This is a genomic window from Paraburkholderia strydomiana, from assembly GCF_046030495.1.
GTDB lineage: Bacteria > Pseudomonadota > Gammaproteobacteria > Burkholderiales > Burkholderiaceae > Paraburkholderia > Paraburkholderia strydomiana_A.
In genome coordinates this window covers 103,996-120,590 of sequence record NZ_JAQQCJ010000008.1, presented here as the reverse complement: position 1 = coordinate 120,590, position 16,595 = coordinate 103,996, and the positions used below count along the sequence as shown (strand labels likewise).

The following is a 16,595-nucleotide window of genomic DNA, read 5'->3' as shown; positions in this document are numbered from 1 at the left end:
CTTGCGCCTCGTGGCGGTGCGCGTCAGCGACGCCGAGTATGACAGCGCCGTTCACTCCGATCAATGCAACGGCGCGAGGGTGACGCGAGGGCGCGTGCACCACCGGCATCGGAGCATTATTCCCTGGCGTCCGGGGAAAAGCCCCCAACCTTGCATTTGCTCTGCGCTGTTACAGTCGGCTTACATCCGGCCCGACCCGCTCGTCGGCCCCAAAGACTAGCGCGCCGGCCATTTCCAGGCGGGCGGTTCGAGGTCGTCGGCATCGGCGAGGCGCGTCGCACCGAAGTGTTTCTCCAGCACGATCGACTGGCTCGCCTCCTCGCGTTCGAGCGCCGCGATCAACCTCGCCGCATGCGATACCACCAGCACCTGCGAATTCGCCGATGCGCGCGCGATCAGACGCGCGAGCGCTGGCAGCAGGTCCGGATGCAGGCTCGTTTCCGGTTCGTTCAGCACCAGCAGCGCGGGCGGACGCGGCGTGAGCAATGCGGCAACCAGCAGCAGATAGCGCAAGGTGCCGTCCGACAGTTCCGCGCCTTTCAGCGGCCGCAGCAGGCCGTGCTGGCGCATCGCCACTTCGAAGCGGCCGTCGTGCGTCGTGACGTCCAGTTGCGAGCCCGGAAAGGCGTCGTCGATTGCCGCGTCGAGCGCGGCCGGGTCGCCGATCTCGCGGATGGTCTGCAAGGCCGCCGCGAGGTCCGTGCCGTCGTTGGACAGCACCGGCGTATGCGTGCCGATTTGCGGCAGCCGCGCGGGCGCTTCGGCGTCGGTGCGGAAATGATCGTAGAAGCGCCACGAGCGGATCTGCTCGCGCACCGTGACCATTTCAGGTGCGCTGCGCGGGTCGGAGAACTCCGTCATCATGCTGTCGAAACTGGCGACAGGTTGCGGAACGGTCTGCCAGTCGCCGTTGCCGTCACGCGTGCGCAGCGCGACGCCGTGGCGGTCGACCAGCAACGCCGAAGGCCGCAGCAGCGGTCCGCTCCAGATGCACTCGCGTTTGATGACCGGGTCGAGCTGGAATTTGCTCGACGCCTGCGGCGTCGGCAAGCCCAGGTCGATCGCGTAGCTGAATTCGTCACTGGCGAAGCCAAGCCGGAGACTGACCGGCTCCTTGCGGCGCGTCCCCTCGACTGGCGACTCGCCCGCCAGCATCGCGCGCGAAAAACGCTCGGGACCGGCCCACAGCGTCGACGGCAAACCGCCCTCGCGCGCGAGCGATGTAATCACGCCGCCGCGCGCGGTCTCCGCCAGCAAGCGCAGCGCGCGATACACGCTCGACTTGCCGCTGCCGTTCGCGCCGGTGATCACGTTCAGGCGGCCGAGCGGCACGATCAACTCGCGCAACGACCGGTACCCCGCGACGGCCAGGGCGCTCAGCATGCGTTCCTCCGTCGTGCGAACGCGAGCGGCGGCACGTCCGCCGCCATGACCTCATCCCCATGCGCCGTCACTTGTGCCCGCCGCCCTTACCCGGTTTCTGCACCGGCACCTTGCGCAGATCGCTCAGGAAGGTGTCGCGCCACACGCCGAGATCGTTCTTGCGCAGCGCCGCCATATTGATCTCATGCCGCCGCTGACGCGCGTCGAGCGGCATCTGCAAGGCGCGCTGCAATGCTTCGCACATGCCGATCGCATCGTGCGGATTGACCAGCAGCGCACCACTCAACTCCGCCGCCGCGCCCGCGAAAACAGACAGCACCAGCACGCCGGGGTCGTCGGGATTCTGGGCGGCGACGTATTCTTTTGCGACCAGGTTCATGCCGTCGTGCAGCGGCGTCACGAAACCGATCTGCGATTCGCGAAACAGCGACATCAGTTTCCAGCGGTCGTACTGCTGGTTCAGATAACGGATCGGCGTGTAGTCGAGGCCCGAATAGCGGCCGTTGATTCGCCCTGCTTCGTATTCGAGGTCCTGGCGAATCTTCTGATAGGTGGCGACGTCCGAGCGGGTGGGCGGTGCGATCTGCACCAGCGTGACGTTGCCGCGCCATTCGGGCGAGCGCTCCAGCAACTGCTCGAACGCGCGGAAGCGCTCGACCAGCCCCTTCGAATAATCGAGCCGGTCGACGCTCATGATCAGCTTGCGCCCTTCGAGGCTCTGCTTCAGATCGAGCACATGCTGGCGGCTTTCGTAGCGCTTCGCCTGCTCGGCGATTTCGTCGGGGAACACGCCGATCCGGTAGACGCCAGTGCGCAGCTTGCGCCCGAATGCTTCGACGAGTCCGTCCGCGCTCACCGTGCCGCGCGCATGGCGCGTCACGTAGTCGTGGAACGCCTGCTCGTCGGTGGCGGTCTGGAAACCGAGCAAGTCGTAGCACGACAGCGACTTCACCAGCTCTTCGTGCGGCGGGATGTTGAGCAGGATTTGCGGCGCGGGAAACGGAATGTGCAGGAAGAAGCCGATGCGGTTCGTCACGCCCTCGTTGCGCAGCGCCTCGGCGAACGGAATCAGATGGTAGTCGTGAACCCAGATGATGTCGTCGGGTTCGAGCAGTTTGATCAGCTTGTGCGCAAGCCATGCGTTGACGCGCCGGTAGCCCGCATACTCCTCGCGCTCGTAACGCGCGAGGTCGTTGCGGTAGTGGAACACCGGCCACAGCGTCGCATTCGAAAAGCCGCGATAGTACTGGTCGTAGTCCTTGCGCGTCAGACCGACGGTCGCGAAGGTCACGGCACCATCCTGTTCCAGCGTAGGCCCGGCGTTGGCGACGGTCTCGCTGACGACGTCGCCGCTCCAGCCGAACCACACGCCTCCCGCGTCCTTCAGCGCACCGAACACGCCGACCGCGAGGCCGCCCGCCGATCCCTTGGTTTCCGTCGGTGTGGCGACGCGATTCGACACGACGATCAGTCGGCCCATGTTGCATGTCCTCCTTGGTTAGCACGGCGCGGGCAGGTGTGCGTTGGCGATGCTGGCGGCGGTGTTGCGAGTTGCGCCGCCGTTGCCCGGAGCGCGATGACGCATACCGTTGCCGCGCCAGGTTCGTGAGTGAGTGGACAGTTCGACCGCTAGCGAGGCTGATCGGTTCAGGCACGCAATATGAGCCGGGCGCGGTGCGTGCTCATGCGGTCGTGCGATCACGCACTCATGCACTCATGCACTCATGCACTCACGCACTCACGCACTCACGCACTCACGCACTCACGCACTCACGCACTCACGCACTCACGAAAGTATGCGTTACCCGCGTGCCCGCTACACTTTTTCCTTCGCTTTCTGCGCAGCCTCCGCCGCGCCCGGCCGTCCAAACCGGCTGGCCACCGGATCGGCCTCGGTATGCGCGGCGGTGCTGCCCGCCGGCGCCTGCGCACTGCGCGGCACCCAGTCGATCTGCTCGTTCGTGCTGGCTTCCAGCTCCGCCGACACGTCGGCACGCGTACGCGGCAAATATTGCGGATAGTGTCGCTGGATGAAGTCGAGCAGCCCTTCGCGCACGCGGCAGCGCAAATCCCAGTTCAGGCCGGAATCGAGCGAACTGACGAGCGCGCGCAATTGCATCGAGCGCTCGGTGCCATCCGTGACCTGCAGCACCTGCACGCGGCGGTCCCACTCGGGTGCGCTCTCCACGATGCGCGCCAGTTCTTCACGCAGCGGCGCGAGCGGCATCCGGTAGTCGACGAACAGAAACACCGTGCCGATGATCTGTGAGCTGCTGCGCGTCCAGTTGGTGAACGGATTTTCGATGAACCATTGCAGCGGCACGATCAGCCGGCGCTGGTCCCACAGCCGCACCGACACATACGTACCGGTGATTTCCTCGATACGCCCCCACTCGCCCTGAATCACGACGACGTCGTCGAGGCGGATCGGCTGCGACAACGCAATCTGCAAACCGGCGATCAGATTGCCGAGCACCGGCCGCGCCGCGATACCGGCAACGAGACCGGCCACCCCCGCCGACGCCAACAGACTCGCGCCGACCTGGCGGACATTCGGAAAGGTCATCAGCGCGCCGCCCGTGCCGACGATCACGATCAGGATCATCACCGAGCGCGCGAGCACCCGCGCTTGTGTATGGATGCGGCGCGCCTGCAGGTTGTCGGCGCTATCGAGCGGATGAGCGCGGATGATCGCCTCGCCGATGGCTGCCGCCGAGCGCACCGAGAGCCACGTGAGCGCGGCGATCAGCGCGATCGCGGCGACGTCGCGGACCGGCTCGATGTGCCTGAGCGTATCGGGCGCCTCGGACCACACGCCTTCCAGCACCAGAATCACGAGGACGAACAGCGACGGCTTGTCGACATAGCGCAGCACGACGCTAGTGAGCGGATGCGGCCGCGCGATGCGCATCACGACGCGTGCGCCGACCCGGTGAATGCCGATGGCCACCACCGCCACGATCAACGCCACGATCAACGCGCCGAACCATGTGTGCAGCGGCGCTTCGGCGACGAGGCTGAAGTCGTCGAGAGTAGACATGGGGGATATGTTCCTCCTGGCTCGAATGGTAGACAGGACCGCTGCGCGCAGCGCGTGGCCACGCCGTTGGCGATATACCGTACCGCCTGCCGCGCGCTGCGCGCGGGGCCGCCGGACGAACAGGCGGCGTACTGGCTGTGCCGGGCGCGTTGCAGAGCCAGCGCCCCGCCGCGCATGCCCTCACGGCGGCGTTCAATCACAGGCGGCCTGTTGTGCCACGCCCGCGTGACGCATCCGCGGACTACCGACATCTTAGGTCTCAATCGCCGCGCAGTGCGCGAATCGCGCCCAGGCCCCCCGTTGCGCAGAGGGGCGTTCCGGTTTTCAACCGGCTTTGAAGCGGCCGGCCCGGCGCGAATTTTCAACCCCGCGACGGTGCGGCCCGCATACGACGACATTCGCCGGCCACCACGCCCGCCCGCCTGGGGCACCCAAGCTCGCGGGGCGGCCGCCGTTCAGATCAGTCGCTGCTCTTGCAGGGAAATGCCTTGCCGAGCCCCAGCGAGATCGCCGTGCTGGCGTTGTAGCCCGCGACGATCGGATTTTCCGCGATGTACTTGCGCACCGCATCGGTCAACTGCGCGGAGCGTGCGTCGGGCGGCAGGCAGAAGTACTGGCCGACCCGCGGGCCGGTGGTGCCACCGATCGCGTCGATGGTGTTGAAGATGCCGTCGGCGGCGCCTTCGATGTAGGCGGCGCAGGCGCTACGCGATGCCACATCCGTCTTGGTGCACAGCTTGTTGAGGTCGCCCCCCGTAAACGCGGCTGCCGATAGCGGGACGGCAAACGCGCTGGCGAAAATCAAAGCCCGCAGCATGGTGTTCCTTTCGAGGGTCGTTTATCAGGCGGTCTTTCGCCGCATCCAGACGGCGCGCCGGCTGGCGCGCCAAGTCGTCATTCTGCACTGTTTTACGCAAGCGCAGCAGGCAGGGCGCCGCCATCTTCAGGCCAATGCGCGGCGAATCCGGCGAGCGGCCAGGCCGCCGCGCGGTTCACTTCTGCTGCGTCTGCTGCAGGCGCGCGGTCAGCCCTTCGACGACGTCCGGCTCCTTGTAAGTCTTCGCGAAATCGAGCGCCGTCATGCCGATCTGGTTCTTCACCGTCAGATCCGCGCCGTTGTCGAGCAGCAGCTTTACCGTCGACACATGGCCACCGCGCGCGGCCATCATCAGCGGCGTGGTGCCGTTCGGCGAACCCGCGTCGACGTAGGCCGAGTGGTCGAGCAGCACCTTGACGATGTCGTCGTGGCCGTTCGCGGCCGCGTAGTGCAGCGGCGCCCAGCCCTTCTTGTTGACCTCGGCGTCTTTCGCGATCAGCAGGTTGACGAAGTCCAGGTCGCCGACCAGCGCAGCCATCATCAGCGCGTTCTCGCCGGCTTTGTCTTCGATCTCGATGTTGGTTTTCGGGTTCGCGAGCAGCGCCGCGCCCACCTTGTCCGATTTCTCGCGCGCGGCGATCACCAGCAGCGGAATGCCCTGGTTGTCGATGCTGTTCGGGTCCATGCCCTTCGCGAGCAGCTTGTTCACGCCATCGACATCGTCGAACTTGACCGACTTGATCAGCGAGTCGATCGGCGCCGCCTGCGCCGGCGCCGTGACCAGCGCGCTCACCGCCGCGCACACGAAAGCGGCCGCGAGCGCGGCACGCGATGCGCCGCGGCGCGCCGAAGCCAGCGCGCCGTGCACGGCGGAAGTCGGTTGGAAGGCGGCGGACGACATCGGAATATTTTTCATATTTTACTTTAGGAGACTTTCCTATCCTGTTGATATTGCTAGACTTTATGAATCACTCGCCGGCCGGGACCGGGATCTTGAACAGCCGGAAGAAGTTTTGCGTGGTCGCGGCGGCCAGCGCCTCGTCCGGCATCTCACGCTGTTGCGCGATGAAGCGTCCGACATAACTTACGTACGCAGGTTCATTGGGCTTGCCGCGATATGGCACCGGCGCGAGGTACGGCGAGTCGGTTTCGATCAGCAGGCGCTCGAGCGGCACACGGCGCGCGACGTCCTGCACGTCGGTCGCGCTCTTGAACGTGACGATACCCGACAGCGAGATGTAAAAGTTCTGCGCCAGGGCCTGCTCGGCCACCGCCCACGGCTCGGTGAAACAATGCATCACGCCGCCCGGCTCGCTCGCGCGTTCCTCGGCCATGATCCGCAGCGTGTCTTCCGCCGACGAGCGCGTATGGATGATCAGCGGCTTCTTCGTCGCATGCGCGGCGCGGATGTGCGTGCGAAAGCGCTCGCGCTGCCATTCCATGTCGGCGATCGTGCGGCCTTCGAGCCGGTAGTAGTCGAGCCCGGTCTCGCCGATCGCGACCACTTTCGGATGTACGGCCAGCTCGATCAGCTCGGCGAGACTCGGCTCACGCATGTCTTCGTGATCCGGATGCACGCCGACCGACGCGTAGACGTTCTCGTACCGGCTCGCGATGTCCAGCACGGACGGCAGCGTCTCCAGATCGACCGACACGCACAGCGCATGCGTAACCGAATGGCTGCGCATGTTCTCGAGCACTTGCGGCAGGCGGTCGGCGAGTCCTTCGAAATTGATGTGACAGTGCGAATCGACAAACATGATGAGGTCCTGCGAAAAGTGGCTTGAGGCAGATCAGGCGGCGGCGTGAGCCGAATCGAGGCGCTTGCCGAGAATCACCAGATCGCGCTCCACGCCGTCCAGCACGGCCACGCGCGGCAGCGAGCCCCATGTGTCGAAGCCGAAGCCGCGGAACAGCCGCAGGCTTGCGTCGTTGTGGCCGAACACGAAGCCCAGCACGGTGTCGATGCCGAGCGCCGGCGCCGCCGCGAGCGAGGCCGTCAGCAGCTTTTTGCCGAGGCCCTGGCCGCGCGCGCTTTCGTCGAGATAGATGCTGACTTCGGCGGTGCGCAGGTAGGCCGGACGACCGTAGAAATCCGAAAAGCTCAGCCACGCGATCACGCGGCCGGGCTGTTGTGGGTCTTCCACCACCCACAGCGGGCGCTTGTGCGGGCCGTGCGCGTGAAACCACGCGAGCCGGCTCTCGACCGTGACCGGTTCGAGGTCGGCCGTCACTTGCCGCGACGGCACGGTCGAGTTGTAGATGGCGACGATCGCGGGCAGATCGTCGAGCGTGGCATCGCGGTAGGCAAGGCTCATGGTGCTTATATTTGAAATGAAAGACCGATTACGGGACGAACAACCGGGCCGGGGCGCGCAGCGCAAAGCCCTTTCCGGCCTGGGCAGCGAGCCGTTTGCGCTCGCCGCCGACGCGGCTTACGCGAACAGCGCGCGGTAGCCGATAAACAGTTCCTCGAACACCAGCCGCGCGTTCAGCGGATGGTTCTCGACGGCGCGCTGACGCGTCACGGTGCGCGTGAAGCGCGCAAACGCGCTGGCATCCGCCTGCGAAGCGCAGCGCGTCAACGCCGCCGAGGCCTGCGGAAAATAACGCGGCGCACCGGCAGTGCGCTGCGCCAGCAGATCGTACATCCAGCGCTGCAACCAGCCCAGTACCAGCGGCACCGGCAGCTTCTGCAGCGCCTCGCCGCAGGCGAAGGCGTCGCAATCGGGACCGGCGGCCAGTTGCTTGAGCGTCCAGTCGCGCAGCGTGCGGTTTTCGTCGCTGGCGAGCGCGAGCGCCGCGAGCGGCGCGCCGCCGGCTTCGGCGAGCAGCGCGGGCGCTTCGGCAACGCCTTGCGCGGCCAGCCACTTCGTCGCCACCTCGGGCGCGGGCACGCTCATCGGCCACTGGCGGCAGCGGCTGATGATGGTGGGCAGCAAACGGTCGATGCGCGCCGACACCATCAGGAACACGACGCCCGCCGGCGGCTCTTCCAGCGTCTTGAGCAGGGCGTTGGCTGCCGCGATGTTCAGCGCCTCGGCCGGATATAAAACGACCACACGCGCGCCGCCGCGATGCGAACCGACGCCGACAAAGTCGAGCAGGCCGCGAATCTGTTCGATCTTGATTTCCTTGCTGGGCGCGCGGGTCTTCTTGCCTTCGTCGGCGTCGGCTTTGTCGGCTTTTTCGTCGGCGCCGCCGCTCACGCCGGCTTCGGCCGCGAGTGCCTCGGGTACAACGATCCGGTAGTCAGGATGATTGCCCTGCGCAAACCAGTTGCAGGCCACGCACGCACCGCACGGCTCGCCATTGGTCTGCTGCGCCTCGCACAGCAGACCTTGCGCGAGATGCTGCGCGAAGCGCAGCTTGCCGATGCCCGCCTGCCCATGCAGCAGCAAGGCGTGCGGCCAGTGGCCGCGCAGTTGCTGCAGGCGGTTCCAGTCATCGGTTTGCCACAGATAAATCATCGTTTCTCTTTGAATTCAATCAGTTGAAAGCGTTACGTGAGATCTGACGCGAACTCTAGGTATTGCTATAAAAGGAAATTATATTTCCTTAAAATCAGAGACTTGAAATCAATTCTTCAAGCTGCTTCTGAATGCGCGCGATGCTCAGCGAGGAGTCGATGATAGCGAAACGGTAAGGCGCCTCTTCCGCGCGTCGCAAGTATTCGGCGCGCGTGCGTTCGAAAAACGCCGCCGACTCGCTCTCGAAGCGGTCCGGATCGCGCGCCGCGCTGCGCCGTTCGTTGGCGATCTCGGGCGGCAGATCGAACAGCACGGTCAGATCCGGCTGAAATCCGCCCTGCACCCAGCGCTCCAGCGTTTCCAGCTTGTCGCGCGGCAAGCCGCGGCCGCCGCCCTGATAGGCGAACGTCGCGTCGGTGAAACGGTCCGACAGCACCCAGTCGCCGCGTGCGAGCGCCGGCTCGATCACTTCGGCCAGATGCTGGCGGCGCAGCGCGAACATCAGCAGCGCCTCGGTTTCGAGGTCCATCTTCTGATGCAGCACGATCTCGCGAATCTGTTCGCCCAGCGGCGTGCCGCCCGGCTCGCGCGTCATGACGACCGAGCGGCCGGTGCTCGCGACCTTCTCTCCTAGCCGTTCGCGAAACCAGCCGAGGTGGGTCGTCTTGCCGGCACCGTCGATGCCCTCAAACGTGATGAATTTGCCCCGCGCCATCATTGCCCTCGAATGTATTTGTCCACGGCTTTGTTGTGATCGCCGAGGGTGTCTGAAAAGATGCTGCTGCCGTCGCCGCGCGACACGAAGTACAACGCGGTGCTTTGCGCCGGGTTCAGCGCCGCCTGCAGCGACGCGACCCCGGGCAGCGCAATGGGAGTGGGCGGCAAGCCCATCCGGGTGTAGGTATTGTAGGGAGTGTCGGTCTGCAGGTCTTTCTTTCTGATGTGGCCGGTGTAGCTCTCGCCCATGCCGTAGATCACGGTCGGATCGGTCTGCAGCGGCATGCCCGTGCGCAGGCGGTTCGCGAACACCGCAGCCACCATCGGCCGGTCCGAGGGTTTGCCGGTTTCCTTTTCGATGATCGACGCCATCGTCAACGCATCGTACGGCGTTTTGTACGGCAGGTTCGGCGCGCGCGCGAGCCAGGCTTCGTCGAGCCGCACGCGCATCAGCCGGTACGCGCGGCGGTAGATCTCGAGGTCGCTGGTGTTCTTGTCGAACAGATACGTGTCCGGGAAAAACAGCCCTTCACCCGTACCGAGCGAGGCCTCGGGCGCGCCGATCGCCGTCAGCAGGTCGGCGTCGCTCATGCCGAGCGTGTCGTGTTTGAGCGCCGGATTGGCGTCGAGTTCGGCGCGCATGCGCTTGAAAGTCCAGCCCTCGATGATCGTCGCCACGTATTCGTTGACGTCGCCTCGCGCGATTTTCTGCAGCACTTCGTACGGCGTCACGCCCGTCTTGAACTCGTAGTTGCCCGACTTCAGATCGGTCTGCAAGCCAAGCAGCCGCGTCATCAGGATGAACAGCTCGGGCTCGACCGGCACACCGCCGCGATTGAGCTGCAGCGCGACGCTGCGCAGGCTGCTGTGCGGTTTGACGGTGACGTCGAGTTGCGCGGGAGTCAGCTCGAGCGGGCTGGTCGCCCAGTGATATCCGCCAGCAATTGCGGCTGCGGCCAGCACAACGACGATTGAGCCGGCGACGAAACATTTCTTCAGGAGGGACATGCGAAACGGGACATGGGTGGACTGCATATAATAGCTGTTTGCTTTAGCCAAAGTCAGAATTGACTGCTCCCGGGATCCATGAACACACCGCTCGCTACCGCTTCAGGCGCTCCTTCAGGCACTCCGTCCAGCACCGCGCCGGGTTCCGCCGCTGCGCTTGCCGTGCTGCCGCGCCCGTCGGCCGATGAATTCGACGCCGTGCTCCATCACGGCGCCTACATGCCGCTCACGCAGTTCGGCGTGATCGACGCCACCGGCGACGACGCGGCGAGCTTCCTGCATGGCCAGCTGACCAACGACACCCAGCATCTCGACGCCGCCAACGCGCGGCTCGCGGGCTACTGCTCGGCGAAGGGCCGTCTGCTGGCGTCGTTCCTGACGTGGCGCAGCGGCGACACGATCCGCCTGCTGCTGTCGAAGGACGTGCAGCCCGCCGTGCAGAAGCGGCTGTCCATGTTCATCCTGCGCGCCAAAGCGAAACTGGCCGACGCGAGCGGCGAACTGGCGGTGGTGGGTCTCGCCGGCGACGTCCGCAAGGCATTGTCCGGCGTGTTCGACGCGCTGCCCGACGGCGTGCACGTGCAAGTGGACGGCACGGCGGGTTCGCTGATTCGCGTGCCCGATGCGCTCGAACGGCTGCGCTATCTGTGGATCGGCCCGAAGGCGCAGGTCGAGGCGCTGCTGCCCTCGCTCGACGACAAACTCAAGCGTGTGTCGCCGGCCGTGTGGGACTGGCTCGACATCCGCGCGGGCGAGCCGCGCATCACGCAGCCGGTGGTCGAGCAGTTCGTGCCGCAAATGGTCAACTTCGACGTGCTCGGCGCGGTGAATTTCCGCAAGGGCTGCTATCCCGGCCAGGAAGTGGTCGCGCGCAGCCAGTATCGCGGCACGATCAAGCGGCGCACGTCGCTCGCCAACGTTGATGGCGAACTGGCAGACGTCAGGCCCGGCGCGGAACTGTTCCACTCGGACGATCCGGGCCAGCCGTGCGGGATGATCGTGAACGCGGCGTCGGCGCATGTCGGCGGGGTCGATCTGCTGGTCGAGATCAAACTCGCGGCGCTGGAAAGCGGCTCGGTGCATCTGGGCGCGGCCGACGGTCCGGCGCTGCGCTTCCTCGCGCTGCCCTACGGGTTGCCGACCGAAGTCTGACGCATCGCATGACTCGAAGCGGCGCACTCAGGCGCCGCTTTTTGCTGGCCGCTTTCGCTCACCGCCTTTGCCGGCCTCTTCAACGCCCACGCCCTTCAGCGGGAGACGCCCCCCGATGTGCCTGATCGTTTTCGACTGGCGGCCCGATGCGCTCGACGGCCCGCTTTTCACGCTCGCCGCGAATCGCGACGAATTCTTTCGCCGCACGGCCGATCCGATCAGCTGGTGGCAGGACGCGCCGGGCGTCCTGGCCGGCCGCGATCTGGTGGGCGGCGGCACGTGGCTCGGCCTGTCGCGCGACGGCCGCTTTGCCGCGCTGACCAATTACCGCGCGCCGCACGAAATGCGCGCCGACGCGCCGACTCGCGGCACGCTCGTGAGCGACTGGCTAAACGGTTCGGCGCGCGCGTCGAACGGCAGCCCGCACGAGACCCCGCTCGCGTATCTGCAGCACGTCGCGCAAACCGGCGACATCTATAACGGCTTCAATCTGCTGGTGGGCGACTGGGCGCGCCGCGAGCTCGCCTGGTATTGCAACCGGGCCGAGCGCGAGCCCGCTCTGCTCTCACCCGGCACGCACGGCATCTCGAATGCGGTGCTCGATACCGCGTGGCCTAAGCTCGTCAAAAAACGCGCCGAGCTTGGGACGCTGCTCACGCGCGACGCCATGCCGCCGCTCGAACGTCTGATCGATATCATGCGAGACCCGCGTGTTGCTCGCGACGACGAATTGCCCTCCACCGGCATTCCGCTCGAACGCGAACGGGTGTTGTCAGCGGCGTTCATCGAGTCGCCGGACTACGGCACGCGCGGCACGACCGCTTTGCGGGTGACCGCGCATGGCGAGGTGGTGAGCGTGGCGATCGCCGAGCATAGCGACGACAACGGCTCGCATCGGATCGTGCGGCCCGGCGATTTCGAGCGCAGCTTCGCGTTCAACATCGAACGCGAGATTGCGTGAAATAGTCCGGCACGGTCCGTACTGCTGCGCGCCTCGTCTTCTTTCACATCACGCCGGGTCGTGCGCAAGACCGGCTGAGCCGCTTCGTCACAGCGTCACGACGATCGCACCGACGGGCGTGGAGACCGCCGCGGCTACTCCACCCCGAACGCCGCCCGCAACGCCGCCGCGGCGTCCGCATGCGCCTTCACGACATCGCGCACAAAGCCCCCCATCTTGAAGAACTCGTGGATCATGCCCGGATAGCGCGTGAGCACGACTTCGTTGCCGAACGCGCGCAGTTTGCGCGCATACGCATCGCCTTCGTCGCTCAGCGGATCGTATTCAGCAGTCGCGATCCATGCTGGCGCGACGCCGCGAAAATCGGGCGCGCCGCGCTCGCCGTCGAGCGGCGCGAAACGCCAGTCGTCGCGATTGCTTTTGTCGCGCACGTACTGCTCGAAGAACCATTGAATCGTGTCGCCCGACAGCAGGAAACCATCGGCGAAGCGCGCGTGCGAATCGGTTTGCTGATAGCCGGTCGTGCCGGGATAGATCAGCAATTGCAGCGCGAGCCGGATGCCGGCGTCGCGGGCGAGTACCGCGCAGACGGTCGCCAGCGTGCCACCCGCGCTATCGCCACCGACCGCGAGCCGTTCCCCGTCCACGCCGAATTGCGCGGCGTGCTCGTGCAGCCAGCTCAACGCGTCGAACGCGTCCTCGACCGCGGTGGGGAATTTGTGCTCGGGCGCGAGCCGGTAATCGACCGACAACACCGTGCATTGGCCGTCGCGCGCGAACATCCGGCACAACGCATCGTGCGTATCGACGCTGCCTACCGTGAAGCCGCCGCCGTGGTAATAGACCAGCGCCGGCGCGGGCTGAGCCCAGCTCGGCTCGAGCGCCTGGTACAAACGGGCGCGAATTGCCGCGCCGTCGCGCGTGGGAATGGAGAGGTCGTCGAGCGTGAACATCGGCGCGCTCGCGATCTCCAGGATCGGCGCGCTTTTCTCGTACGCGGCGCGCGCCTGTTGCGCGGTCATCTGATGATACAGCGGGCGCTTCGCCCGCACGATCATGTTGAGTATCTGCTCGATCGTTGGATTCAGCGGCATGGTGCGCGTGGTGGACCAAAAGGCGCCTGTGCGCCGAAGATTGGAAAAAAACCGGCACGCAACGCGCCGGCGATCGGACAATGTTCAGACCATGAACGCGCGCGCAATACGACGAGCAGCCACGCCTGATGCCTAGCCCGCGTTCTTCACCTCGGGCTTGAGCGACATCGGATCGGTGGGATTGCGCAATTGCTCGATGTCCTCGTGACGCAGTTTCACCGTCGCCATGATGCCCGGATGCGTGATGATATAGAAACGCCGCGCGGCGATCGCTTCGAACGTGATGTCGGCGACATCGGCGGCGCTCAGCTTGCCCGACTGCACCGCGCGCTGCAGTTGCTTGCCGGCGGCGATCTGCGAGCGCGTCGGGCGGCCGGCGTTGCGCAGTGGCTCGGGACGCGCGCGCTCCGCATCGGCGATGCCGGTCGGCACGAAGGCCGGGCACAGCAGCGAGCAGCCGACGAGACCACCCGCCGTCTGCGCGCCCTCTTCGTGCGTCGCCGGCGCCTGGGCGAGTTGCAGGTCGTGATGAAGCGTCTCGGTCAGCGCCACCACTGCATGCTTCGACGCGTTGTAGATGCCCATCGCAGGCGGCGACAGCAGGCCCGCCACCGACGCTGTATTGACGATATGCGCGGGCTCGTTCTGCGCCAGCATGATAGGCGTGAAGACCCGCACGCCGTGCGCGACGCCCATCACGTTGACACCGAACACCCACGACCAGTCGTTCGCCGTGCTCTCCCACAGGAAACCGCCCGAGCCCACGCCCGCGTTGTTGAAAAGCAGGTGCACCTTGCCGAACGCGGCGAGCGCCGCTTGCGCGAGGGCTTCGACCTGGGCCGGGTCGGACACGTCGGTCGGCACGCCGATCGCGTCGGCACCATTGCCGCGCAACGCGTCGACGGTTTGCGCGAGCGCGTCGGGATTCACATCGGCGAGCACGAGCTTCATGCCGAGCGCCGCGCCCTTCTGCGCGAACGCGCGGCCGAAGCCGCTGCCCGCCCCGGTGATCACCGCCACCTTGCCTGCGAATTCCAACATCGTCTGACTCCTGGCTTAAGCGGCGGGTTGATCCGCTCGCCCCTGGGTGCGTGAGTGACTGCTGTCGTGTTGCCGCGCTCAGATCAGCTTGACGAGCTGCTTGCCGAAGTTGCGGCCTTTGAGCAGGCCGATGAACGCTTCGGGCGCCGCGTCGAGCCCCTGCGCGATGGTCTCGCGATAGTGCAGCTTCTTCTGCGCGACCAGCGTGCCGAGCTGCTTGAGCGCTTCCGGCCACACCTCCATATGCTCGCTGACGATAAAGCCCTGCACGAGCAGCCGCTGCGTGAGCATCAACGACGGATGCTTGAGCGGCATCGGCTGGCCGTCGTAGCCCGCGATGAACCCGCACAGCGCGATGCGCCCGAACGCGTTCATACGCGCGAGCGTCGCATCGAGCACTTCGCCGCCGACGTTCTCGAAACAGCCGTCCACGCCATCGGGCGTCACGGCCTTGAGGTCCTGATACAGATTGCCGCCCTTGTAGTCGACACAGGCATCGAAGCCGAGCGTGTCGGTCACGTAGCGGCACTTGTCCGCGCCGCCCGCGATGCCGACCGCGCGCGCGCCGGCCGCCTTCGCCAGTTGCCCGACCACGCTGCCCACCGCACCGCTCGCCGCGCTGACCACCACCGTCTCGCCCGCTTTCGGCGCGATGATGCGGTTCAGCCCGTACCACGCGGTGACGCCGGGCATGCCGACCGGGCCGAGATAGGCCGACAGCGGCACGTGCGTGTCGTCGACTTTCTGCACACCGGCGCCGTTCGACGTGCCGTGCTCCTGCCAGCCGAACATCGCGACCACCTTGTCGCCGACCGCGAACTTCGGATTCTTCGACTCCACCACTTCGCCGACCGTGCCGCCGATCATCACTTCGTTCAGCGGTTGCGGCGCCGCGTACGACTTGCTGTCGTTCATGCGGCCGCGCATGTAAGGGTCGAGCGACAGGTAGTGATTGCGCACGCGCAATTCGCCATCGGCCAGCGGTGCGAGCGGCGTTTCGACGAGCCTGAAATTGTCGGGCGTAACCGCGCCTTGCGGGCGCGAAGCCAGCACGAGTTGACGGTTGATCTGGGACATGACGGTTGTCTCCTTGAGTTACCGATTGGATCGGTGAATTGTTGGAACGGCATGCATGGTTTACACCACGCGTGCCCAAGCCGCGACAGGCGCATGCGACCCGCTCGGCAGGCGCGCCGCGCAGCGGTGGTTCAGCCGTCGCTCGGGCCGGGTTTCGCCGACGGGTCGCTGCGCAAACGCTGTTGCGTCACGCCACGGCCGACCGCGAGGCGTCGCATGTATTTGAAGGTGCCGAGCGCCTTGGCGACGAAGTGGCCTTCGCTGTCGCGGATCTCGCCTTCGCAATAGGCCATCGTGGTCGAGCGGTGCAGCACGCGACCGGTCGCGCGCAACTCGCCCCGCCCCGGCTGCATGAAGTTGACCTTCATCTCGACGGTGACCACGCCGACGCCATCGCCGGCGAGACTGCGCGCGGCCATCGCGAGCGCGACGTCGGCGAGCGTCATCGTGACGCCGCCGTGCGCGACGTCCCACGTGTTCATGTGATCGGGCTGCAACGGCAGCACGACTTCGCTGACGCCATCGGCAGCGGACAACAACTGCGCGCCGAGACGATCGACGAACGGGCTTTCGGGCAACGTCGCGTTGCCGGCTTTCGGTGATGAGGATGAATCGGTCATTGCGTATTCAGGTTTCGTAGTCGGCGGAGTGCGGAGCGGGTTAGCTGCATCGTTGATTCTTGACATCGCAACATGATGGATCGCGGCCACACCCCGTTCGCCTCAGCTCGGTTCAATTCGATTCGAAGCGTCGGGCCGCGGCCTGACGTTCGTCGCACTGTCTGTCTTGCGTTTTGACGCATGACGTATGCGTTCGCGCGCATGCGCAACATGCG

General features: G+C 66.0%; 16 protein-coding genes. 2 read left to right on the top strand and 14 right to left on the bottom strand.

From position 1 onward, the window contains the following. Positions 1-216: 216 nt before the first annotated feature. From PQQ53_RS13015 to mltG, 10 genes are all read right to left on the bottom strand, one after another. Positions 217-1,383 carry an AAA family ATPase gene (locus PQQ53_RS13015; RefSeq protein ID WP_408324363.1) on the bottom strand — a complete coding sequence of 389 codons (1,167 nt, stop codon included), beginning with the start codon at positions 1,381-1,383 and terminating at the stop codon, positions 217-219. Positions 1,384-1,450: 67 nt separating this feature from the next. Beyond that, entirely contained in the window at positions 1,451-2,863 is a 1,413-nt protein-coding gene (otsA, locus tag PQQ53_RS13010; RefSeq protein WP_408142333.1) for an alpha,alpha-trehalose-phosphate synthase (UDP-forming), read from the bottom strand. A gap of 336 nt (positions 2,864-3,199) precedes the next feature. After that, on the bottom strand, positions 3,200-4,423 hold the full coding sequence (locus PQQ53_RS13005) for a mechanosensitive ion channel family protein (RefSeq protein ID WP_408324361.1): 1,224 nt from the start codon (positions 4,421-4,423) through the stop codon (positions 3,200-3,202). A 460-nt stretch (positions 4,424-4,883) separates the two neighbouring features. After that, on the bottom strand, positions 4,884-5,240 hold the full coding sequence (locus PQQ53_RS13000; protein WP_168664014.1) for a Rap1a/Tai family immunity protein: 357 nt from the start codon (positions 5,238-5,240) through the stop codon (positions 4,884-4,886). A 175-nt stretch (positions 5,241-5,415) separates the two neighbouring features. Continuing rightward, a complete protein-coding gene (locus tag PQQ53_RS12995; protein WP_408324359.1) occupies positions 5,416-6,156 on the bottom strand; it encodes an ankyrin repeat domain-containing protein in 741 nt (246 codons plus the stop codon). 52 nt (positions 6,157-6,208) lie between these two features. Beyond that, positions 6,209-7,000: a TatD family hydrolase gene (locus tag PQQ53_RS12990; RefSeq protein ID WP_408152607.1), complete on the bottom strand. Its 792-nt coding sequence runs from the start codon at positions 6,998-7,000 to the stop codon at positions 6,209-6,211. Between the two features lie 33 nt (positions 7,001-7,033). Continuing rightward, complete coding sequence (locus PQQ53_RS12985) at positions 7,034-7,558, bottom strand: GNAT family N-acetyltransferase (RefSeq protein ID WP_408142342.1); 525 nt, start codon at positions 7,556-7,558, stop codon at positions 7,034-7,036. Positions 7,559-7,675: 117 nt separating this feature from the next. Continuing rightward, on the bottom strand, positions 7,676-8,710 hold the full coding sequence (locus PQQ53_RS12980) for a DNA polymerase III subunit delta' (RefSeq protein ID WP_408324358.1): 1,035 nt from the start codon (positions 8,708-8,710) through the stop codon (positions 7,676-7,678). 94 nt (positions 8,711-8,804) lie between these two features. After that, positions 8,805-9,425: a dTMP kinase gene (gene tmk / locus PQQ53_RS12975; protein ID WP_408142346.1), complete on the bottom strand. Its 621-nt coding sequence runs from the start codon at positions 9,423-9,425 to the stop codon at positions 8,805-8,807. Beyond that, on the bottom strand, positions 9,425-10,435 hold the full coding sequence (gene mltG, locus PQQ53_RS12970; RefSeq protein ID WP_408142347.1) for an endolytic transglycosylase MltG: 1,011 nt from the start codon (positions 10,433-10,435) through the stop codon (positions 9,425-9,427). The genes tmk and mltG overlap by 1 nt, the downstream gene beginning before the upstream one ends. Before the next feature lie 78 nt (positions 10,436-10,513). Here mltG and ygfZ point away from each other — a divergent pair, with 78 nt between their 5' ends. Continuing rightward, the gene (ygfZ, locus tag PQQ53_RS12965) at positions 10,514-11,587 is read left to right on the top strand and encodes a CAF17-like 4Fe-4S cluster assembly/insertion protein YgfZ (protein ID WP_408324356.1); all 1,074 of its coding nucleotides are present in this window, start codon (positions 10,514-10,516) and stop codon (positions 11,585-11,587) included. A gap of 115 nt (positions 11,588-11,702) precedes the next feature. Next, positions 11,703-12,548 (top strand): NRDE family protein, encoded by an 846-nt coding sequence (locus PQQ53_RS12960; protein WP_408324354.1) that lies wholly within the window; start codon positions 11,703-11,705, stop codon positions 12,546-12,548. A 134-nt stretch (positions 12,549-12,682) separates the two neighbouring features. On the opposite strand, the gene PQQ53_RS12955 is transcribed toward PQQ53_RS12960, so the two are convergent. From PQQ53_RS12955 to PQQ53_RS12940, 4 genes are all read right to left on the bottom strand, one after another. Then, positions 12,683-13,642 (bottom strand): alpha/beta hydrolase, encoded by a 960-nt coding sequence (locus tag PQQ53_RS12955; RefSeq protein WP_408324352.1) that lies wholly within the window; start codon positions 13,640-13,642, stop codon positions 12,683-12,685. 132 nt (positions 13,643-13,774) lie between these two features. Beyond that, complete coding sequence (locus PQQ53_RS12950; RefSeq protein WP_408142353.1) at positions 13,775-14,683, bottom strand: SDR family oxidoreductase; 909 nt, start codon at positions 14,681-14,683, stop codon at positions 13,775-13,777. 78 nt (positions 14,684-14,761) lie between these two features. Then, positions 14,762-15,760 (bottom strand): NADP-dependent oxidoreductase, encoded by a 999-nt coding sequence (locus PQQ53_RS12945; protein ID WP_408324350.1) that lies wholly within the window; start codon positions 15,758-15,760, stop codon positions 14,762-14,764. 131 nt (positions 15,761-15,891) lie between these two features. Next, positions 15,892-16,380: a PaaI family thioesterase gene (locus PQQ53_RS12940; protein ID WP_121318223.1), complete on the bottom strand. Its 489-nt coding sequence runs from the start codon at positions 16,378-16,380 to the stop codon at positions 15,892-15,894. Positions 16,381-16,595: the final 215 nt, after the last annotated feature.

Bases quoted from the DNA above. Each gene is read 5' to 3' on its own strand.
- ygfZ (WP_408324356.1), top strand. From the start codon at position 10,514: ATGAACACACCGCTCGCTACCGCTTCAGGCGCTCCTTCAGGCACTCCG.
- PQQ53_RS13015 (WP_408324363.1), bottom strand. From the start codon at position 1,383: ATGCTGAGCGCCCTGGCCGTCGCGGGGTACCGGTCGTTGCGCGAGTTG.
- mltG (WP_408142347.1), bottom strand. From the start codon at position 10,435: ATGTCCCTCCTGAAGAAATGTTTCGTCGCCGGCTCAATCGTCGTTGTG.
- PQQ53_RS12960 (WP_408324354.1), top strand. From the start codon at position 11,703: ATGTGCCTGATCGTTTTCGACTGGCGGCCCGATGCGCTCGACGGCCCG.
- PQQ53_RS12945 (WP_408324350.1), bottom strand. From the start codon at position 15,760: ATGTCCCAGATCAACCGTCAACTCGTGCTGGCTTCGCGCCCGCAAGGC.
- PQQ53_RS12955 (WP_408324352.1), bottom strand. From the start codon at position 13,642: ATGCCGCTGAATCCAACGATCGAGCAGATACTCAACATGATCGTGCGG.
- otsA (WP_408142333.1), bottom strand. From the start codon at position 2,863: ATGGGCCGACTGATCGTCGTGTCGAATCGCGTCGCCACACCGACGGAA.
- tmk (WP_408142346.1), bottom strand. From the start codon at position 9,425: ATGGCGCGGGGCAAATTCATCACGTTTGAGGGCATCGACGGTGCCGGC.
- PQQ53_RS13000 (WP_168664014.1), bottom strand. From the start codon at position 5,240: ATGCTGCGGGCTTTGATTTTCGCCAGCGCGTTTGCCGTCCCGCTATCG.
- PQQ53_RS12950 (WP_408142353.1), bottom strand. From the start codon at position 14,683: ATGTTGGAATTCGCAGGCAAGGTGGCGGTGATCACCGGGGCGGGCAGC.
- PQQ53_RS12990 (WP_408152607.1), bottom strand. From the start codon at position 7,000: ATGTTTGTCGATTCGCACTGTCACATCAATTTCGAAGGACTCGCCGAC.
- PQQ53_RS13005 (WP_408324361.1), bottom strand. From the start codon at position 4,423: ATGTCTACTCTCGACGACTTCAGCCTCGTCGCCGAAGCGCCGCTGCAC.
- PQQ53_RS12985 (WP_408142342.1), bottom strand. From the start codon at position 7,558: ATGAGCCTTGCCTACCGCGATGCCACGCTCGACGATCTGCCCGCGATC.
- PQQ53_RS12995 (WP_408324359.1), bottom strand. From the start codon at position 6,156: ATGAAAAATATTCCGATGTCGTCCGCCGCCTTCCAACCGACTTCCGCC.
- PQQ53_RS12940 (WP_121318223.1), bottom strand. From the start codon at position 16,380: ATGACCGATTCATCCTCATCACCGAAAGCCGGCAACGCGACGTTGCCC.
- PQQ53_RS12980 (WP_408324358.1), bottom strand. From the start codon at position 8,710: ATGATTTATCTGTGGCAAACCGATGACTGGAACCGCCTGCAGCAACTG.